General features: G+C 73.2%; 8 protein-coding genes. 5 read left to right on the top strand and 3 right to left on the bottom strand.

All coding sequences use genetic code 11. The features are described from left to right. Nucleotides 1-1,043 precede the first annotated feature (1,043 nt). The 3 genes from L6E12_RS29325 to L6E12_RS29315 form a co-directional block, all read right to left on the bottom strand. Nucleotides 1,044-1,538: a DUF4190 domain-containing protein gene (locus L6E12_RS29325; protein WP_236231166.1), complete on the bottom strand. Its 495-nt coding sequence runs from the start codon at nucleotides 1,536-1,538 to the stop codon at nucleotides 1,044-1,046. A gap of 172 nt (nucleotides 1,539-1,710) precedes the next feature. Then, nucleotides 1,711-2,529 (bottom strand): PIG-L deacetylase family protein, encoded by an 819-nt coding sequence (locus tag L6E12_RS29320; RefSeq protein ID WP_236231165.1) that lies wholly within the window; start codon nucleotides 2,527-2,529, stop codon nucleotides 1,711-1,713. Between the two features lie 10 nt (nucleotides 2,530-2,539). Continuing rightward, nucleotides 2,540-3,736, bottom strand: coding sequence for a cytochrome P450 (locus L6E12_RS29315; protein WP_236231164.1), 1,197 nt, complete (start codon nucleotides 3,734-3,736; stop codon nucleotides 2,540-2,542). Between the two features lie 179 nt (nucleotides 3,737-3,915). Here L6E12_RS29315 and L6E12_RS29310 point away from each other — a divergent pair, with 179 nt between their 5' ends. The 5 genes from L6E12_RS29310 to L6E12_RS29290 all read left to right on the top strand — a co-directional run. Then, a complete protein-coding gene (locus tag L6E12_RS29310; RefSeq protein ID WP_236231163.1) occupies nucleotides 3,916-4,815 on the top strand; it encodes a DUF6039 family protein in 900 nt (299 codons plus the stop codon). A 4-nt stretch (nucleotides 4,816-4,819) separates the two neighbouring features. Then, nucleotides 4,820-5,590, top strand: a complete 771-nt coding sequence (locus L6E12_RS29305) for an enoyl-CoA hydratase-related protein (protein WP_236231162.1) — start codon at nucleotides 4,820-4,822, stop codon at nucleotides 5,588-5,590. Between the two features lie 4 nt (nucleotides 5,591-5,594). Next, nucleotides 5,595-7,844, top strand: a complete 2,250-nt coding sequence (fabD, locus tag L6E12_RS29300) for an ACP S-malonyltransferase (RefSeq protein ID WP_236231161.1) — start codon at nucleotides 5,595-5,597, stop codon at nucleotides 7,842-7,844. Further along, nucleotides 7,841-8,713 (top strand): DUF6039 family protein, encoded by an 873-nt coding sequence (locus L6E12_RS29295; protein ID WP_236231160.1) that lies wholly within the window; start codon nucleotides 7,841-7,843, stop codon nucleotides 8,711-8,713. Before fabD ends, L6E12_RS29295 begins: the two co-directional genes overlap by 4 nt. Before the next feature lie 204 nt (nucleotides 8,714-8,917). Continuing rightward, a partial coding sequence (locus L6E12_RS29290; RefSeq protein WP_236231159.1) for a non-ribosomal peptide synthetase occupies nucleotides 8,918-20,054 on the top strand: 11,137 nt, incomplete at its 3' end.

The following is a 20,054-nucleotide window of genomic DNA, read 5'->3' as shown; positions in this document are numbered from 1 at the left end:
CCGTTTCGGACGCAAAAAGTAATTGCAAAGTCGAGTGTGTTGTCATTCTCTCGCGGATCTTCTTTTTTGTCCGCCCAGATTCCAACTTTTGATATATGGGACTGTCGACGCTCTTTTCTGTCTCTAAGAAGTACAATTATTGCGATCCATAATGAACCTGCTCCAGCCCACCCTGGAACATTGCCCCACTGTAAGTCAGAGAACGAATTGATGAGCCAGTCCATTGGTCCTCCACCTAACAGTTGCATCGAAGCTTTCAGTCTAGATCGTGAGCTACTCTGTAGCGTGGGTGATGTATCAGCTTGCCGAATTTGGCTCTAGGGGATCAAGGCCGCGCCGCCTGCGCGGCGCGGCACCGGTGTGCCCGTCACGCTGGGGTGGTGGCCCGGTGTCCGTCGCGCCACGGCGCGGGCTCCCGCTTCGCTCCGCCCGCGCGGGCGCGCGGCACCAGCCGACAGCCCGGCCGGGGCGGTGCCACACCGCGCAGGCGACGCGAAGGCGAACCCTGGGAGCAGCGACCGGCAGTAGACAGGGTCACCGCGGAGCGCGCGAGGGGCTTCCTCATCGGCGAATGATCTTACGGTGGGAGCCGGTCATCAAGAGCGCCTGCGGCGTCGCTGCGCGATGAGGCGGGGCCTCACTCTTGACAACCGGCTCCCACCGTCAGGGCGGCCGAGGACGAGGAAGAAGGGGGCGAGTAAGCCCCTGGGGAGAGGTGGCGGGCGACTACCGGTTTCAAGATCAGGCCGTCTACAGGCCGTCAGACGTCGAACTGTGCCGACCGACAATGACCAACGACGACCACAAACGCCCAGGTCAGAGGGTGTGCGGTCAGTAACGGCCGCAGGTCCGTTTTCCTCGGGATAAGAACCTCGACATCTTCGAGGGCACCCAGCAGATCCAGCAGCTCATCGTGGCCCGTCGCCTGCTCGGGAAGTCGTCGTCCGAGCTGAAGTGACGTAGTACCAAGAGTTCCGCCACGGCAGCGCCCGAGTCCCCTGTGGACTCGGGCGCTGCCGTGCGTGGTGGCCGTCAGGGGCGAGTCAGAACCCGGAGCAGCTTGCCGAGGCGAACTCGCCGCTGGCCTGCGCGGTCTTGGCTTCCTTGCCGTCGACCACCACGCTGCACGTCACCTGGCCGCCCTTCATGCCGGTGGTGACGATCAGGCTGCCGCCGGAGAAGAGGCCGCCCTCCACCGCCACGGTCTTCTCCCAGGGGAGCGGCACGTCCTGCTCGGTGCTGCTCGACCACGAGCCACCGTCCATGGTGGTGTACATGACCGTGGTGTCCTTGGCGGTGCCGGTGACCTTGTAGACCACGGTGGACTTGGCCGCCACGGGTGCGGCCGCGGCGGGCGCGGCTGGCGGGATCACTGCCACGTCGGTGGTCTGTGGCCCGCTCGCCCGGGTGGTGTTGTCGTCCTTGTTCGAGGTGGCGACCGAGCCGACGACGATGAGGGCGACGATGCCGCCGACGATCCACGGCCACTTCTTCCGCTTGCTCGGAGCCGGGACGGGGGTGGGGGCGGGATAGGTCATGGCGGGTTGACTCCGGGTACTCGTGGACGGGTCCGTGCCGTTCTCGGCGGATGCCCGCGGCGACTGCGCTGCTCATCGCGTCGCGTGCGCAACCCGAGGCGTTACCGGCTTGCGTCGGCCGGGTACCGGTTGTCGTGTTGTTGTCCACAGCGGCGGCGCGGCAGCGGCGCGTTCAAGGCCGAGCCGGGACTGACCCCACGGCGATTCCTTCCTCGGTGAGCGTCTCCAGCGCGGTCGGGGGGCCGATGCGCTGGTACCACTCGAAGCGGTAGGCGTCGGGGAAGGTCGCGTGGGCCACCGCCTCGCCGGTGACCTGGCTGGCGTGGGTGACGATGGCGGCCAGCTTCGCCGACAGTTCCGCGTAGGTCGCCCGCAGCGTCACCGTGATCTCCGACGGGAACAGGCCGAACGGGACGTCCGTGGAGCGGGCCGCCGCGTGGACCAGGTGGGCGTTGTCGCCGAGGCGGGTGAGGTGGGTTCTGTCCACTGTGGCCTCGTAGGACGTCACCCCGGCCAGGCGGGCGGCTTGGCGGCCGATGCGGTGGACGGCGACGTGGTCGGGGTGGCGGTAGATCCCGCGCCAGTCGTAGTGCAGGATCATCTCCGCCTGTTCCGCTTCGATGATCTCGGCGACCCGGCGGGACAGGGTGCCGACCGGTTGGCGCATGAGGGCCATCGGGTGGTGGTTCTGCGGCCAGCCGGGCAGGCCGGAGTCGCGGAAGCCCAGGAGGACCAGGCGGTCGACGCCGAGGATGTCGCCCGCCCGTTCCAGTTCCAGCAGGCGGCGGCCCGCGAGGGTTTCGTGTGGGCGCAGGGGGATGAGGGCCTCGCCCAGGTCGCCGTCGGTGGCGCAGACGAGGACGACCCTGGCGCCCGCGTCGGCGAGGCGGCGCATGGTGATGCCGGTGAAGATGGCCTCGTCGTCGGGGTGGGCGTGCAGGACCACGGCCGTGTGGCCGCGCAGGTCCGGGGTGGTCGACGGGATTGTCACGGGCTTCTCCTCACCAGCGCACGGGCAGTCGGTCGGGGCCGCGCAGGAGCCTGCCCCGCTTCCACGGCACGTCCCCGGGGTCCACGGCCAGGGCCAGGGCGGGGAAGCGGTCGAGCAGGGCACCGAGGGCGACGGTCAGTTCCATCCGCGCCAACTGCGCCCCCAGGCAGTAGTGCGGGCCGTGCCCGAACGCCAGGTGCGGGTTGGGGGCGCGGCGCGGGTCGAGGGTGTCCGGGTCGGGGAAGGCCCGGGGGTCGCGGTTGGCGTTGACCCCGGCGGCGAAGACGTGCTCGCCCGCGCGGACGACGCCGCCGCTCAGCTCGACGTCGACCCGGGCGACCCTGGCGTTGCCGATTCCATTGCCCAAGGGGACGAACCGCAGCAGTTCCTCGACCGCCCCCGGCAGCAGGTCGCGGTCCGCGCGCAGTGCCGCGAGCAGGGGCGGGGTGGTGAGCAGGACGTAGACGAAGTTCGACAACTGGTTCGCGGCGGTCTCGTGCCCGGCGATCAGCAGGGTCACGCCGAACGACACCAGTTCCTCCTCGGTCAGCCGCGAGCCGTGGTCGCGGGCCGCGACGAGGTGGCCGAGCAGGTCGTCGCGGGGGTGCGCGCGGCGGTCGGCGACCAGGCGGGCCAGGTAGGCGCGCAGGGCGGCCTCGCTGTGCGCGGCCTCGGCGGGGTCGACCGCGGTGGTGGACATCATCGCGTCGGACCAGCGGCGGAACTCGGCGTGGTCGCGGTAGGGGACGCCGAGGAGGTCGCAGATGACGGTGATGGTCAGCGGCAGGCTCAGCCCACCCACCAGGTCCGCCCCCGGCCCGGTCTCCGCCACCCGGTCCAGCAGCTCGGCCACGACCTGCTCGACCCGCGGTCGTAGCCGCTCCACCCGGCGGGGGGTGAACGCCTTCGACACCAGCGTGCGCAGCCGCGTGTGCTCGGGCGGGTCCATGCCCAGGATCGAGTCGGCCCGGCGCGGCAGCGCCGTGGTGCGCGGAACGCCCTCGCCCACCGGCGACCGGGTGAACCTGGGGTCGGAGTTGACCAGCTTGACGTCGGCGTACCGGGTGACCAGCCACCCCTCGCCGCCGTGCGGCAGCCGCACGCGGGCCAGTGGTTCGGACTCCCGCAGCTCGGCGAACACCGGGTGCACCCGCAGACCGGTGACCTCGCCGAAGGGGTACACGTGCACCCGCTGGGTTTCCGCCATCTCAGGCGCACCTCATTCCCGGAACGCTCACCCCGAACAAGCTTCCTGCGCACTTCTGCCTTCCCTACCGAACGTAGGCAACCGCTGTCGGACCCTCTGCGCAGTACTGAGCAGACCCCGCCGCCCGGCGGGGTGAGGGTGGCGAGCAGCACAGCAGACCACCGAAGGGGACCGTGGCCATGACCGACATCATCGAGCGCCCCGTGCTCGCGGAGACCGACGAGACCGGGGTGCCCGCGCAGGCCCCCACGGCGTTCAACACCTCGAACAGCGGCTTCGTCATCCACCGCTCCGGCCAGATCCGGCACGAGTTCCGCCGCGAGGGCCGGGAGTTCGCCCTGGAGCTGGCGGGCTTCCTGAACAAGCCGCTGGCGGGCAAGGCCACCATCGTCGTGTTCGAGGAGCTGTTCGGGCAGCAGGACCGGGTGCACTGGGTGCAGCACTTCAAGAACCCCAACGACTACCACGTCATCCTGGACCTGGTCGACCACGACAAGACCTTCAAGGACATCACCGAGCGCGACCGCCTCGCCGAGGGCGGCGGCGGCAACTGGGAGCGGATGTTCACCGAGGGCACCTTCTCCGAGCGCGTCATCGTCCCCCAGCACGGCGTCGGGGACCACGACGACGACGATGACGACCCGACGTACTTCGCCGACCCGGCCTCGCACCAGACCACCGTCCCCGAGGGCGAGCTGCTGCACACCGGCAACGCGGGCGTGACGATCATGCGGACCGCGCACTGCAAGTACGAGTTCCGCGACGAGGCCCGCCAGTTCGCCTACGAGTGGGCCAACCACATCAACAACACCCTGCGCGGCTCGGTGTCGGCGTTCCTGTTCGAGGAGACCTTCGGCCGCCAGGACCGCATCCACTGGACCCTGCACTTCAAGACGCTCAACGACTACCTCAAGCTGGTGGAGCTGGGCAAGGACGAAACCTACCGGCAGATCCTCGGCGCCCGCCGGGTCGCGCTGGCCAAGGGCGGCGGCTCCTGGGAGAAGACCTTCGTCGACGGCACCATCCAGGACCTGGTGCTCTCCCCGCTCAAGCCCGGCACCACCGCCTCCGGTTTCTGACGCCATGACCACGGCGGAGTTCAGCGCGCTGCGCCTGGAGCGGGCCCCCGGCCTGCTGCGGGTCGGCCTCACCCGCGGCGCCATCAGCGGCACCGTGCTCACCGAGCTGCACGCCGCCCTGGACCTGGCCGAGGCCGACCCGGACTGCCGCGTCGTCGCCCTGCACGGGGCCGACGGGGTGTTCTGCACCGGGATGGACTTCGCCGACGCCGCGGGCCACCTGGGTGACGGGGGTGAGCTGGCGCGGGTGGGCGGGGAGGAGTTCCTCGGCCTGCTGCGCCGGTTCACCCTCGCCCCGAGGGTGGTGGTGTCCCTGGTGGACGGCTGGACCTCCGGTGGCGGGGTCGGCCTGGTCGCCGCCAGCGACTTCGTCTTCGCCACCGCGCGCAGCCAGTTCGGCCTCCCGGAGGCGCTGTGGGGGCTGCTGCCGTGCTGCGTGCTGCCGTTCCTCATCCGCCGGGTGGGCTTCCAGAAGGCATACACGATGTCGCTGTCCACCCGCTCGGTCCCCGCCGAGGCCGCCGAGCGCTGGCACCTGGTGGACGAGCTGACCGAGCGGCCGGACACGGCCCTGCGCACGCTGCTGGCCCGGCTGCGCCGCCTGGACGCGGCGACCGTGGCCGACCTCAAGCGGTACTGCCGCGCCCAGTGGTCCGGTTCGGCCGCGGGCGAGGAGCTGGCGCTGCGCGAGTTCGCGCGCCTGATGGCCGACGAGACCGTGGCCGGGCGCATCTCCGACTTCACCACGCACCGGAAGTTCCCCTGGGAGGCGTAGCACCATGGTCGCGTTGGTCTTCCCCGGTCAGGGCTCGCAGCGCAAGGGCATGGGCGCCGGGCTGTTCGACCGCTACCCGGAGCTGACCCGCCAGGCCGAGGACGTCCTCGGCTGGTCGCTGCGGGAGCTGTGCGCCGACGACCCGGACGGGCGGTTGCGGCGCACCGAGTTCGCCCAGCCCGCGCTGTTCGTGGTCAACGCCCTGACGCACCTGTCTCGCGCCCGCGAGCTGCCCGCGCCGAAGTTCCTGGCCGGGCACAGCCTCGGCGAGTACGACGCGCTGTTCGCCGCGGGCTGCTTCGACTTCTCCACCGGCGTGGAGCTGGTGCGCCGCCGCGGCGAGCTGATGGGCCGGGCGAGCGGCGGCGGCATGACCGCGGTCATCGGCGTGGACCTCGACCGGGTGGTCGAGCTGCTCGCGGGCGGCGCGGACACCGGCGTGGACATCGCCAACCACAACTCGCGCACCCAGGTCGTGCTGTCCGGCCCGCCGGAGGGCATCCGGGCGGCGACCATCCTGATCGAGCGGGACAAGGCGGCGCGCTGCGTGCCGCTCAAGGTCAGCGCCGCGTTCCACTCCCGGTACATGGCCGCGGCGGCCGAGGAGTTCGCCACCGTGCTGGCCGGGGTCGCCTTCACCGACCCGATGGTGCCGGTCATCTCGAACGTCACCGCCCAGCCGTACCGGCCGGGCGAGGTCGCGACCCTGCTGGCCGAGCAGATCCGCAGGCCGGTGCGCTGGGCGGAGTCCATGCGCCACCTGATCGACCACGGCGTGGAGGAGGTCGAGGAGCTGGGCCCGGGGCGGGTACTGGCGGGGTTGTGGAAGGCGGCGGTCACCGACCCGGTGCCCGCGCCGGTCGTCGCGGCGGCGCCCGTGGTCGCTCCCGCCGTCGTGCCCACGCGGCCGGTCGGGTTGCGCGCGGAGGACCTGGGGTCGGCGGAGTTCCGCCGGGACTGGGGTGTGCGGTACGCCTACCTCGCCGGGGCCATGTTCCGCGGCATCGCCTCCACCGAGCTGGTGATCCGGCTGGGCCGGGCCGGGCTGCTGGGCTTCTTCGGCGCGGGCGGGCTGAAGCCGGCCCGGGTCGAGGCGGCCCTCGTGGAGATCAAGTCCGCGCTGGGCCCGGACGGCCGCTACGGCATGAACCTGCTGCACTCCCCGGACGACCCGGCGTTCGAGGACGCCGTGGTCGAGCTGTACCTGCGCCACGGCGTCCGCGCGGTCGAGACCGCGGGCTTCACCCAGGTCACCCCCGCCGTGGTCCGCTTCCGCTACCACGGTGCGCGGATCGACGCGGCCGGGGTCTGCCACACCCCGCACCGGGTGCTGGCGAAGGTGTCGCGCCCGGAGGTGGCCGCCGCGTTCATGCGCCCGGCCGCCCCCGCCGTGGTGGCCAAGCTGCGCGACGCGGGCCTGCTGACCGACGAGGAGGCCAGGGTCGCCCTGGTGCTGCCGGTCAGCGAGGACATCTGCGTCGAGGCCGATTCCGGCGGCCACACCGACGGCGGCGCGGCCCTGACCCTGATGCCGTCCATGCTGCGCCTGCGCGAGGAGGTCATGGCCGAGCAGGGCTACGCCAAGCGCCTGCGCGTCGGCGCGGCCGGTGGCGTGGGCGCCCCGGAGGCGGTGGCCGCGATGCTGGTGCTGGGCGCGGACTTCGTGCTCACCGGGTCGGTCAACCAGTGCACCCCGGAGAGCGGGACCTCGGACGCGGTCAAGGACATCCTGGCGTCGCTGGACGTGCAGGACACCGCGTACGCCCCCGCCGGGGACATGTTCGAGATCGGTGCCCGGGTGCAGGTGGTCCGCAAGGGCACCCTGTTCGCCGCCCGCGGCAACAAGCTCCACCAGCTCTACCGCCGCCACGACTCCTGGGAGGAGATCGACGAGCGGACGCGCAAGAGCATCGAGGACACCTACTTCAAACGCCCCTACGCCGAGGTGTGGGCGGAGACCGCGGCCTACCACCGGGGCCGAGGGAAGGACCTGAGCAGGCTGAGCGGCAAGCAGAAGCTGGCCCTGGCCTTCCAGTGGTACTTCGCCCGCTCGGTCCGCTGGGGCCTCGACGGCGTGCCCGACCAGCGGGTGAACTACCAGATCCAGTGCGGCCCGGCGATCGGCGCGTTCAACCGCTTCGCCGCGGGCACCGACCTCGAGGACTGGCGGGCCCGCCACGTCGAGGTCATCGCGGAACGACTGATGAGCGGCGCCGCCGAGGTGCTCGCCGGGATGTGTGGAGGACGACCGTGACCGAGACCGCCGTGGGCGCGCAGGCCCAGACCACGCTGGCACCGGAGGACCTGCTCAACTCGGTCAACTCCGGGGTGGTGGTCGAGCGCACCGCCCAGCTTCGCGCGCAGTTCCGCTCGGTGGGCAAGAAGACCGCGCTGGAGCTGGCGGAGCAGATCAACCACAAGCACCAGGGCGCCGCCACGGTCTTCGTCTACGAGGAGGCGTTCGGCCGCCGCGACCGCCTGCACTGGCTGCTGCACCTGCGTTCGCTGCACGACTACGCGGCGGTGTCGAGCCTGTTCGAGGACGGCCTGGAGGGCACCGGAGAGGGCGCGGGCACCGACCCCATGTACGTCGACGGCTCGGTCACCGAGACCCTGCTGATCCCGCAGCACTGGGGCATGTACGGCACCGACGAGGCGCTGCCCGAGGGCGCCGGGGTCGACACCGCCAGGCCGAACCTGGTGGTGCCGCCCGCCGCGGGCCAGACCTCGCTGCCCGCCGACTCGCTGGTCCACTCGGGCAACTCCGAGATCGTCATCCACCGCAGCGCGGTCACCAAGTACGCCTTCCGCGCCGAGGCCCGCATGTTCGCCCGCCAGATCACCGAGGACATCAACACCCACCTGCCCGGGGTCAGCACCTCCTTCCTGTTCGAGGAGGCGTTCGGCGGCGCCGACTACGTGCACTGGCTCATCCACATGAAGGACCTGGACTCCTACTACGACCTGATCGACATGCACCAGCGCATGGACCAGGCCACCCGCGACATCTACCTCAACGAGATCATCGCCCCGGCCAAGGGCGGCGGCACCTGGAACCGCATCTTCGTCGAGGGCAGCATGGGCGACGTCGCCTTCACCCCGCTGCGGCCCGACCGCTTCTGAGCCCGCGCGCCGAAAGGGGCCACCGGACGCCGGTGGCCCCTTTCGGCGCGTCCGGGCCCTGCTCAAACGTGAGCAGGCATCCGGCAGACCCCGCATTAGCGTCGGAACCGCGGCAGCCGACCGGGGAAATGCTTGCGTGGCAAAAGCAATCCCCCCGGAAAGCCCCCACAGAAGACGGCAACCCTTCGCACGCGGGAGACTGCAATGGCGCCAGCAGACGGCACGGCGGGGAGCACCACCCGGACCGGTGAGGTCCTCGCCCGGGTGCGCGACACCGTCACCGGGGTCCTCGCGGAGCTGCTGCCCGCGGGCACCACCCCCGACCTCGCGGCGTCCCTGCGGGCCTACGGGCTCGACTCGATGGCCGCGGCCCGGCTGTGGCTGGTGCTGCAGACCGAGTACGCGGTGGACATCCCGATCGACTGGGTGGGCAAGAGCCGCAGCTTCGCCGAGCTGGCGGACCGGGTCGCCGCGCACCTGGCCGAGGGGCCGACCACCGGTGTGTCGCGGGCCGCGGGGGTCCTGGTCACCGCCGACCCCGCCAACGCCGGGCAGCCGTTCCCGCTCACCCCGATGCAGCAGGCGTACCTGCTCGGCAGGCAGGCCGAGCTGACCGCCGACGCCGTGGGCTGCCACCTCTACCGCGAGTTCGAGGTCGACGACCTCGACGTGACCCGGCTCGACGGCGCGTGGCGGCGGCTCGTGCGCCACCACGACGTGCTGCGGCTGGGCATCACCGCCTCCGGCCAGCAGTACATCCGCCCCGACGCCCCCGAGTGGACGCTGCGGGTGCACGAGCTGACCGGCGACGACGCCGCCCAGGAGCGCCAAGCCGCCGAGGTGCGCGCCCGCCTGTCGCACAAGCGCTACGCCGCCGGGGACACCCCGTTCACCGTCGAGGTGACCAAGCGCGCCGACGGCACCGGCCGGGTGCACCTGAGCCTGGACGCGATCACCACCGACGGGCACGGCCTGGCCCTGCTGCTGACCCAGTGGGCCGCCCTCTACACCGACCCGGACCACGTCCTGCCCGCCCCGGCCGTCAGCGTCCGCGACAGCCTGGCCGCGCTCAAGGCCCAGGAGGACAGCCCCACCCACGCCGCCGACCTGGACTACTGGGTGGAGCTGCTGCGCGACATGCCCGACGGCCCCGACCTCGGCGGCACCGGCCAGGAAGGCCCCCGCCGGGCGCTGCGCGACTCCCTCAGCGCCCGCGAGTGGGCCGCGATCCGCGAGCTGGCGGGCGCGTGGGACGTCTCGCCCACCTCGCTGGTGCTGACCCTCTTCGCCGAGGTCCTCGCCCGGTACGCCGCGCGCGCCCCGTTCTCCCTCGTGGTCACCACCAACAACCGGGTCCGCCTGCCCAGCGCGGTCGCCGACCTGGTCGGGCCGTTCACCGCCAGCGCGGTGTTCCTCGCCGACTCCACCGCCGGGGTCCGCCTCGACGACGCCTGCGCGCGCACCCACAAGCAGCTCTGGCAGGCGGTGCAGCACTCGTCGGTGTGCGGGGTCACCGTGCAGCGGGAGCTGCGGTCGCGGCGGGCGATCCGCCGCCAGGTGGCGCTGCCGGTGGTGTTCACCAGCATGTTCGACGCCCTGCCCGCCGACGCCGACAGCGGGTTCGCCGCGTCGGTGGACTACGCCGTCAGCCAGACCTCCGGGGTCGCCCTGGACCACCAGATGTGGCAGCAGCACGGCGAGCTGCACCTGCAGTGGGACGTCGCCGACGCGTTCGTCGCCCCCGGGGTGGCCGACGCCGCGTTCGCCGCGCTGGTCAACGACCTGCGCGAGCTGGCCACCCCGCCGGACCTGGAGATCCGCGGCCTCAACGAACTCCAGCAGGCCTACTTCGTCGCCCGCGCCGGGGACACCGCCGCGGACGGCTGCCAGGTGGTCACCAGCCTGCACGTGCCGCACCTGGACCGGACCAGGCTGGAGGCCGCGGCGCTGAAGGTGGTGGCCACCTACGACGTCCTGCGCAGCGCCGTGTCCGGCGACGGCCGCATCCGGGTGCGGCGCGACACCCCGGCGCGCAGGCGGGTGCCGGTGACCGAGGTCGCCGACCCGGCCGAGCACGCCGCGGTCGACGCGGCGACCCGCGCGGCCATGGTGTCCGGGGCGTTCCCGCTGGCCCGCTGGCACCACTTCGACCTGCGCGCCACCCGCTCCCGGGCGGGCGCCACCATCCACCTCGCGGTCGACCTGCTGCTCGCCGACGCCGTCAGCATCCACGCGATCGCCCGCGAACTGGTCCGCGTCTACCTCGACGGCGGCGACCCGCGCCCGCAGGTCCCCTACGCCGAGCAGCGGGCCGCCCGCGAGCACGCCCGGCTGGCCAAGGACTTCCTGCGCTGGCAGCAGCACTGGCGCGACCGCCTCGCCGACCTGCCCCCCGGCCCGACCGTCCCCGACCGGGCGCACGCCGCCGCGACCCGCACCCGGCTGACCGGCGCCTTCACCGACTGGGCGGGTTTCCGCGCCCGTGCCGAGCGGCACGGCGTCAGCCCGGACGCGGTCCTGCTCGCGGCCCTGGGCAAGGCGCTGAGCAGCGCGCACCCGGAGGACTTCACCGTGTCCGTGGTCCGCTTCCCGGAGCACGCGCGGCGGTTCCGGCCCGCCGAGCTGACCGCGTTGAGCTGGGTCCGCCGCGGGCCCGCGGGCCGGTCCATCGTGGAGGCGGCTCGCGCGTACGACGCGGAGTTGGCCGCCGACGCCGAGGCCGACGCGGTCAGCGGGCTCACCGAGCTGCGCAAGATCGTGCTGCGGGAGCGCAAGAACGACAGCGGGTACGGCTTCCCGATCGTCTACACCTCGCTGTTCGACCTGACCGACACCCCGGCCGGCGCGCGCACCGGCGAGTGGCTGACCTGCACCCCGGGCGTGTCGCTGGACTGCATCGGCGAGTTCGACGCGACCGGCGCCCGGTTCTGCTGGGACGTCGTCGAGGCCGACTTCGCCGACGCCCCCGCCCTGTTCGCCGGGTTCGCCGACCTCGTCGCCGCCCTGGAGTCCGACGACGCGGCCTGGACCGCGGGCAGCACCGATGACCCTGCGGATGCGTGGGCCGCCGAGCGGCACAAGATCCTGGTCGAGTGGAACGACACCGCCCGCGACTTCCCCTGCGACGGCCCCATCCACCTGCCCATCGAGCGGCAGGCCGCCGCCACCCCGGACGCGGTCGCGCTGCGCTGGGCGGGCGGCACGCAGACCTACGGCGAGCTCAACGCCGAGGCCAACCGCATCGCCTGGACCCTCAAGCGGCGCGGGGTCGGCCCGGAGACCGTCGTCGGCATCTCCATGGCCCGCGGCCCGCGGATGATCGCCGCCGCCCTGGGCATCCTCAAGGCCGACGGGGTGTACCTGCCGGTCGAACCCGGCCTGCCCGCCGAGCGCGCCGCGGTGATGCTGGCCGAGGCGCGCTGCTCCATCGTGCTGTCCACCTCCGACACCACCCGCTGGCCCGCCGCGTCGTCGATCGAGGTCATCGACACCGACACCGCCGCGGCCACCGGCGGGGAGACGAACCCGGTCCCCACCGGGCACGTCGACAACCGCGCGTACATCATCTTCACCTCCGGCAGCACCGGCAAGCCCAAGGGCGTGGCGGTCACCCACCGGCCGGTGCACAACCTGCTCAACTGGTGCCACCGCACGTTCCACTTCGGACCGTCCGACGTCGGCCTGTGCGTGACCTCGCTGGGCTTCGACCTGTCGGTGTTCGACATCTTCGGCCTGCTCGGCGTCGGCGCCTCCCTCTACATCGCCGACGCCGCCCAGCAGCGCGACCCGGAACTGCTGCTCGACGTGCTGCTCGACGAACCGATCACCTTCTGGAACTCCGCCCCCACCACCCTCAACCAGCTCGCCCCCCTGCTGGCCGCCAAGTCCGGGCACCCCGGCACGCGCGACCTGCGGCTGGTCTTCCTCTCCGGCGACTACACCCCGCTGTCGCTGCCCGACGAGCTGCGCCCGGTGTTCGGCAATGCGCGGATGATCAGCCTGGGCGGCGCCACCGAGGCCACGGTGTGGTCGAACTGGTTCCCCATCGGCGAGGTCGACCCGGCCTGGCGCAGCATCCCCTACGGCAGGCCGATCGACAACGCCCGCTACCACGTGCTCGACGAGAACCGCGAACCCGTGCCGGTCGGCGTCGAGGGCGACCTCTACATCGGCGGCGCCGTGCTGTCGCTGGGCTACGTCAACCGCCCGGACCTGACCGCCGAGCGGTTCGTCGACGACCCGTTCCACCCCGGCGAGCGGCTGTACTTCACCGGCGACCGGGCCAGCTACTTCCCCGACGGGAACCTGTGCTTCCTGGGCCGGGCGGACAACCAGGTGAAGATCCGCGGGTTCCGGGTGGAGCTGGGCGAGATCGAGCACCGGCTGCGCCAGCACGAGGCCGTCACCGAGGTCGTGGTGCTGGCCCGCGAGGACCACTCCGGTGACCGCAAGCTCGTCGCCTACGTCATCCCGGCGGGTGACGCCGTGCCGTCGGTGCGCGAGCTGCGCACCTACGCCGGGCAGGCGCTGCCGGAGTACATGGTGCCGAACTTCATCGGCTTCGTGGACACGTTCCCGGCCACCGCCAACGGCAAGCTAGACCGCGCCGCCCTGCCCTGGCCGGTGACCGACCGGCCCAAGCCCGCCGCGCCCGCCCCGGAGCCCGCCGCCGGGCCGTCGCTGGAGCAACTGGTCACCGAGATCACCGCGATCTTCGCCGAGCGGCTGGGCCTGCCCACCGTGGACCCCGAGGCCGACCTGTGGGACCAGGGGGCGACGTCGTTCACCATGGTCCAGGTCTCCAACGCCCTGCACGAGCGCTACGGCACCCGCGTCCCCGTCTCGGCCCTGCTCGACGAGCCCACCGTGGCCTCCATCGCCCGCCAGCTCGCGGGCACCCAGGCCACCGCCGCCCCGACCGCCGCCATCCCGACCGCCGCCGTCCCAGCGGCCCCCGCCCCGACCGCCGCGCCGATCCCTGCGCCCGCGGCCCCGGTCGCGCCCGTCCCGGCCGCCGTCGCGCCTCCCGCGACCGTCGCGGACCCGCCGACCGCCGACGAGGTCGTGGACCTGTTCTCCCCCGAGCAGCAGAAGGCGTTCAAGAGCGCCCGGCACAACCGCAGGCCCGCCGCGGGCGAGCCGGTCGTGCCGCTGCCCGCTGCCGCCGTCGCCCCGGAGTACTTCGGCTGGCGGGCCAGCCGCCGCGAGTTCGCCCCCGGCCCGGTCCGGTTCGACGCGTTCGGCCGCTTCCTCGGCCTGCTCGCGGAAACCACCGTCGAGGGCCGCACCCGGTTCCTCTACCCGTCGGCCGGTGACACCTACTCGGTGCAGGTCTACGTCCACATCCGCCCCAACGCCGTGGAGGGCCTCGCCGCGGGCGCCTACTACTACGACCCCACCGAGAACGCACTACGACTCGTGAACGCGTTCCCGCAACTGGACCGCTCGCACCACTTCTTCTACAACCGCCCCCTGTTCGACGCCTCGGGCTTCGGCATCTACCTGATCGGCCAGACCGCGGGCATCAAACCCCTCTACCAGGACGAAACCCTCCGCTACCTGACCCTGGAAGCCGGGTACCTCGGGCAGACCCTCCTGCTCGGCCAGGCCGCCGCGGGCATCGGCCTGTGCCCGATCGGCGCGGTCAACCACGACCGCGTCTCCGCCGACTTCGCCCTGGACGACGGGCACGTGTTCCTGCACGGCTTCCTCGGCGGCCCGGCCGAGCACGAGCCCCCGCACAACGGCACCCGGTTCCCCTTCGGCTCCTTCGGCGCTACCCCGGCGAACTCGGGCGAGGCCGCGGGCGACAGCAGCCGCCGCGACCGGCAGGACCCCGGCGAGGTCGCCGTCATCGGCATGGCGGGCACCTTCCCCGGCGCCTCCGACCTCGGCGAGTTCTGGCGCAACCTGCGCGCGGGCAAGCGCGCCACCGGCCCGGTCCCCCCGGCCCGCCGCGCCGCGCTGACCCCCGGCGGCGACAGCGGCCTCACCGGCGGCTTCCTCGACCGCATCGACTCCTTCGACTCCCTGCTGTTCCACACCTCCCCGGACGAGGCCCGCACCCTCGACCCGCAGGCCCGCCTGCTGCTGCAAACCGTGTGGGAGGCGCTGGAGAACGCCGGGCACACCGCCGACTCGCTGCGCCGCCAGTCCGGCCGGGTCGGGGTGTTCATCGGCACCATGTGGCAGGACTACCGGCAGGTCGGCGCCGAGGCGTGGCAGCGCGGGCAGGCGGCCACGGTGTCCGCCACCGCCTCCGACATCGCCAACCGCATCTCCTACTTCTTCGACTTCCGCGGCCCCAGCCTCGCCGTCGACACCTCCTGCTCGTCGTCGCTGGCCGCCCTGCACCTGGCCGTGGAGAGCATCCGCCGCGGCGAGTGCGATGCGGCCGTGGTGGGCGCGGCCAACCTGCTCGCCCACCCCTACCACCTGCGCCTGCTCGACGACCTGGGCCTGGTCGTGGCGGGGGAGCAGCACGCCTACGACAACACCGCCTCCGGCTGGGCGCCCGGCGAGGGCTGCGGCGTGGTCGTGCTGCGCCCGGCCGCCGCCGCGACCGCCGAGCACGACGTGGTGCACGGCATCGTCGAGGGCACCTGGGTCGGGCACTCCGGCCGCTCCAGCCGCTTCGGCGCCCCCAACGCCGACGCCCTGGCCGAGTCCATGGCCAGGGCGTTGAGCGAGGCGGGCCGCGACCCGGCCGACATCGACTACGTGGAGTGCGCCGCCGCCGGGGCCAGCGTCGCCGACGCCGCCGAACTCGAAGCGCTCGGCACGGTGTTCGCCGACGCCCCGACACCGGTCCCGGTGGGCACGGTCAAACCCAACATCGGCCACCTGGAAGCCGCCTCCGGCCTGTCGCAGCTTGTCAAGGTGCTGCTGCAACTCGAACACGGCCAGATCGCCCCCACCCTGGCCGCCGAGGAGCGCTCCGCCCTCGTCGCCTGGCACGACCTGCCGCTGACCCTGGTCGACGCCCCGCAGCCGCTGCGCGCCACCGCAGCCGACGGCCGCGTCCGGGCCATGGTCAACGCCGTCGGCGCCACCGGCACCTACGGCCACGTGCTGCTGCGCGGCCCCGAACCGCGCACCCCGCAACCCGGCCCGGTCGGCGCCCGCCGCTACCCGGTGCTGCTGTCGGCGGCCACCGCCCCCGCGCTCAAGGCCGCCGCCCGCAACCTCTACGACTTCCTCGCCGACCGGCACGCCTCCGGCACCGCCCCGATCCTCGCCGAGATCGCCTACACCCTGCAGACCGGCCGCGCGCACCTGCCGCACCGGCTCGCGCTGACCGTCGCCGACATCCCGGAACTGCTCACCGCCCTGCGCGGGCACCTCGCGGGCCGCCCGGTCGAGGGCATGGTCACCGCCGAGGTCGACGCCGCCCTGGCCGCCGCCAGGGTGGAACCGGCCGACAAGTACGACGCCCTGGCGAGCTGGATCGAGGGCTACCACGTTGAGTGGCACCGGTACTGGCTGCCGCCGTCGTCGCGGGTCTCCCTGCCCACCTACCCGTTCGCCGTCGAACCGCACTGGCTCGACGACGGGCTGCCCGCGGTCGTCGAACCGGAGCCCGAACCCGAACCCGAGGTGTGCGAGGTGCTCCGGCCACTGCCCCGCGAGGCCAGCGAGGACACCGTCGAGTTCGTCAAGCGCGCCTACTCCGAGGCCTCCGGCATCCCCGTCTCCCGCCTGCACCCGAGGGTGCCGCTGGAGCACTACGGGCTCAACTCCCAGCTCATCGCCAAGGTCAACACCCTGCTGCGTGCCGAGTTCCCCGACGCCCCGCGCACCCTGTTCTTCGAGCACGCCGACCTCGCGGGTGTCGCGGGCGCCCTGGAACCCCTGGGCGAGGGCCCCGATGACGACGACGAGGACACCAAGTCCGGAGCGGGCTCCGAGGGCGACTGGCCCTGGCACGGCGGCGCCCCCTCCGGCGACATCGCCGTCATCGGCATCGCGGGCCGCTACCCGCAGGCCGACGACCTGGGGGCGTTCTGGTCGAACCTGGTCTCCGGCCGCGACTGCGTCACCCAGCTCCCGCCCGACCGGGCCCGCCCCGGCTGGCCCACCGACCTCATGTGGGGCGGCTTCCTGTCCGACGTGGACACCTTCGACCCGCTGCTGTTCAACATCACCCCCCGCGACGCGGAGCTGATGGACCCGCAGGAGCGCCAGTTCCTCCAGATCGCCTGGGAAACCCTGGAGGACGCCGGGTACACCCGCGCCCGGCTCGCCGAGCGGCACGCCGCCAAGGTCGGCGTGTTCGCGGGCGTGATGTACAACGAGTACCCGTTCTTCGGCGTCGAGCGCACCCAGCGCGGCACCCCCGCCGACACCGGCTCCGCCGTCGCGGGCATCGCCAACCGGGTGTCGTACTTCCTCGACCTCACCGGCCCCAGCCTCGCCGTCGACACCATGTGCTCGTCGTCGCTGACCGCCCTGCACCTCGCCGTGGAGTCACTGCGCCGCGGCGAGTGCGAGGCCGCCCTGGCGGGCGGGGTCAACCTGTCCCTGCACCCCAACAAGTTCATCCAGCAGAACCGCCTCAGGATGAACTCCACTGACCACCGCTGCCGGGCCTTCGGCGCGGGCGGCGACGGCTTCGTCCCCGCCGAGGGCGTCGGCGCGGTCCTGCTCAAACCCCTGCACCGAGCCCTCGCCGACGGCGACCGGGTGCACGCGGTCATCAAGGGCACGGCGATCAACCACGGCGGCAAGACCAACGGCTACATGGTCCCCAACCCGGTCGCCCAGGGCGCCCTGGTCGCCGACGCCCTGCGCCGCGCGGGCGTCGACCCGGCCACCGTCGGCTACCTGGAGGCGCACGGCACCGGCACCGAACTCGGCGACCCGGTGGAGATCGCGGGCCTGTCCCGGGCGTTCGACCTGCCCCCCGGCTCCTGCGCCATCGGCTCGGTCAAGTCCAACATCGGCCACCCCGAGGCGGCCGCGGGCATCGCCGCCCTCACCAAGGTGATCCTCCAACTGCGCCACCGCACCCTCGTCCCCTCCCTGCACGCGGCCGACCTCAACCAGAACATCGACTGGTCGTCCTCCCCGTTCCGCGTCCAGACCACCGCCGCCGCCTGGGCACCCCCCACCACCCCCGACGGCAGGCCCCTGCCCCGCCGCGCGGGCGTCAGCTCCTTCGGCGCGGGCGGCGCCAACGCCCACGTCGTGGTGGAGGAATTCACCCCCGCCCCGGCGACCCGGGTGGACACCACGCCGCAACTCATCGTCCTCTCCGCCCGCGACACCCCGGCCCTGCGCGCCGTCGCCACCCGCCTCGCCGACTTCCTCCGCGCCCCCGCCACCCCCGAACCCGACCACGACACCCTCATCAGCCGCCTGCACCGCCTCGCCGACAGCGAGATCCAGCTCACCGGCCGCGAACTCGGCGCCTACCTGCTCGGCGGCACCGCCACGGCCGTGGCCCTGCCCCCACTGGCCGACATCGCCCACACCCTCCAGGTCGGCCGCGAACCCCTGCGCGAACGCCTCGCCATGGTGGCCCGCGACCACGCCCACCTCCTGTCCACCCTGGACGACTACCTGGCCGCCCCCGCCCAGGTCACCGCAGGCAGTGCTGTTCCGCCCACCCCGGCCCGCCCCGCCGCCCCATCCGGCCCCACCACCGATGCGGGCCGGGACCCGGTGGCCCAAGCCCACCTCTCGGCCCCCGGCGGCTTCGCCCCGCCCGGTTCCGCCGTCGGCGCAGGCCAGGGTGTGGCGGCCCAGGTCGGCCTCCCGGCCACCGACCGCACTCCCGGCGGCCCGGTGCTCCCGGGCTCCGACCGGGGCCCGGCCGGAGCCGAGCGTCCCTGGGTCACCGGCCGCACCCCCGGCGGCTCCGTCCCACCCGGCCCCGTCGCCGACGCCGCGGAAGACCTGGAGGCCCTGGCCCGCCACTGGGTCACCGGCGGCCGCGTCGACTGGTCCACCCTGCACCGGACCCGCCCGCGCCTGACCGGCCTCCCGTCCTACCCGTTCGACCGCAAGCGCTACTGGCTGGCGGACGAGCCCGTCCCGCTCCTGCGCCCGGACTGGACCCCCACGCCGCTCACCCCCCGCCCGCTCGCAGCCCGGCTCGCCATCCGCCACACGGCGGCCACCACCGCCCTGGCCCACCGGATCGCCGAGCTGGCGGGCGGCGCCTGGCTGGTCCCCGACACCGCCGACACCCCCACCGAGGCCGAGGCCCTGCTCGACCTCACCGACCTCGACGGCGTCGACCGCCCCTGGCAACCCCGGCTCGCCGCACTCCGCGCACTCGTCGCCGGAGCCCGCGGCCGGGACCTGCGGATCCTCCAGGTCACCCGCGGCCTCCTCGGCCCCGCGGGCCCCACCCCCACCCTCACCGGCGCGGTGGTGGCGGCCTTCGTCCCCCTCCTGGGCGCGGAGTACCAACGGGTCACCTCATCGGTCCTGGACATCGACGCAGGCACCGGCAGTGGCGTTGACAGCGGCTCCGACATCGGCACCGACGTCGCGGCGGCGATCCTGGCCGAACTGGCCGCGGGCCCCTCCGGCCGGGTGGCCATCCGCACCGGCACCCGCTTCACCCAGACCCTGCACCCGGTCACCACCCCGCCCACCCCCACCACCATCCACCCCGACCGCACCTACGTCGTCACCGGCGGCACCCGGGGCATCGGCGCCCTCGTCGCCCGCCACCTCGTCACCCGGGGCGCCCGCACCCTCGTCCTCACCGGCACCCGCCAACCCACCCCGGAAACCCGCGCCCTGATCACCGACCTGGAGAACCAGGGCACCCGAGTGACCCTCCACACGGGACCACTCACCCCGGAACTGTTCACCGCGGCCCGCGCGAAGGCCCCCATCGCGGGCGTCATCCACTGCGCGGGCCGGGCATCGGCGGGCCGCCCCTCCTTCATCCACAAGGAGACCGAGGACCTGGCGGAAGTGCTGTCGCCCAAGGTGGACGTGCTGCACACCCTGGCGGCCAACCTCCAGCAGGACACCCCGGACTTCGTCCTGCTGTTCTCCTCGCTCTCCGCCATCGCCCCCGCACTGGCGGGCGGGGTGCTCGACTACGCCGCCGCCAACGCCTACCTCGACCTCTACGCCGACCACCAGTCCCTGACCGGCCGCCCGTGGTTCCGCGCTGTCGCCTGGCCCACCTGGCGCACCACCGGCATGGGCGCCACCGCCCCCGACAGCAGCGCCCCCGCGGGCATCGCCTCCCTCACGGACGCCGACGGCCTGGCCACCCTCGACCGCGCCCTCGCCCTCCCCACCCACCCCCGCCTGGTCCCCGCCCGCCCCCTCACCCCCACCACCGACCCCACCACCCTGATCCACCCACCCCACA

The organism is Actinokineospora sp. PR83, assembly GCF_021056305.1.
Lineage (GTDB): Bacteria > Actinomycetota > Actinomycetes > Mycobacteriales > Pseudonocardiaceae > Actinokineospora > Actinokineospora spheciospongiae.
The sequence above is the reverse complement of the archived record's forward strand: the minus strand, read 5'-3'. Positions and strand labels throughout refer to the sequence as shown.

Bases quoted from the DNA above. Each gene is read 5' to 3' on its own strand.
- L6E12_RS29325 (WP_236231166.1), bottom strand. From the start codon at position 1,538: ATGACCTATCCCGCCCCCACCCCCGTCCCGGCTCCGAGCAAGCGGAAG.
- L6E12_RS29315 (WP_236231164.1), bottom strand. From the start codon at position 3,736: ATGGCGGAAACCCAGCGGGTGCACGTGTACCCCTTCGGCGAGGTCACC.
- fabD (WP_236231161.1), top strand. From the start codon at position 5,595: ATGGTCGCGTTGGTCTTCCCCGGTCAGGGCTCGCAGCGCAAGGGCATG.
- L6E12_RS29305 (WP_236231162.1), top strand. From the start codon at position 4,820: ATGACCACGGCGGAGTTCAGCGCGCTGCGCCTGGAGCGGGCCCCCGGC.
- L6E12_RS29310 (WP_236231163.1), top strand. From the start codon at position 3,916: ATGACCGACATCATCGAGCGCCCCGTGCTCGCGGAGACCGACGAGACC.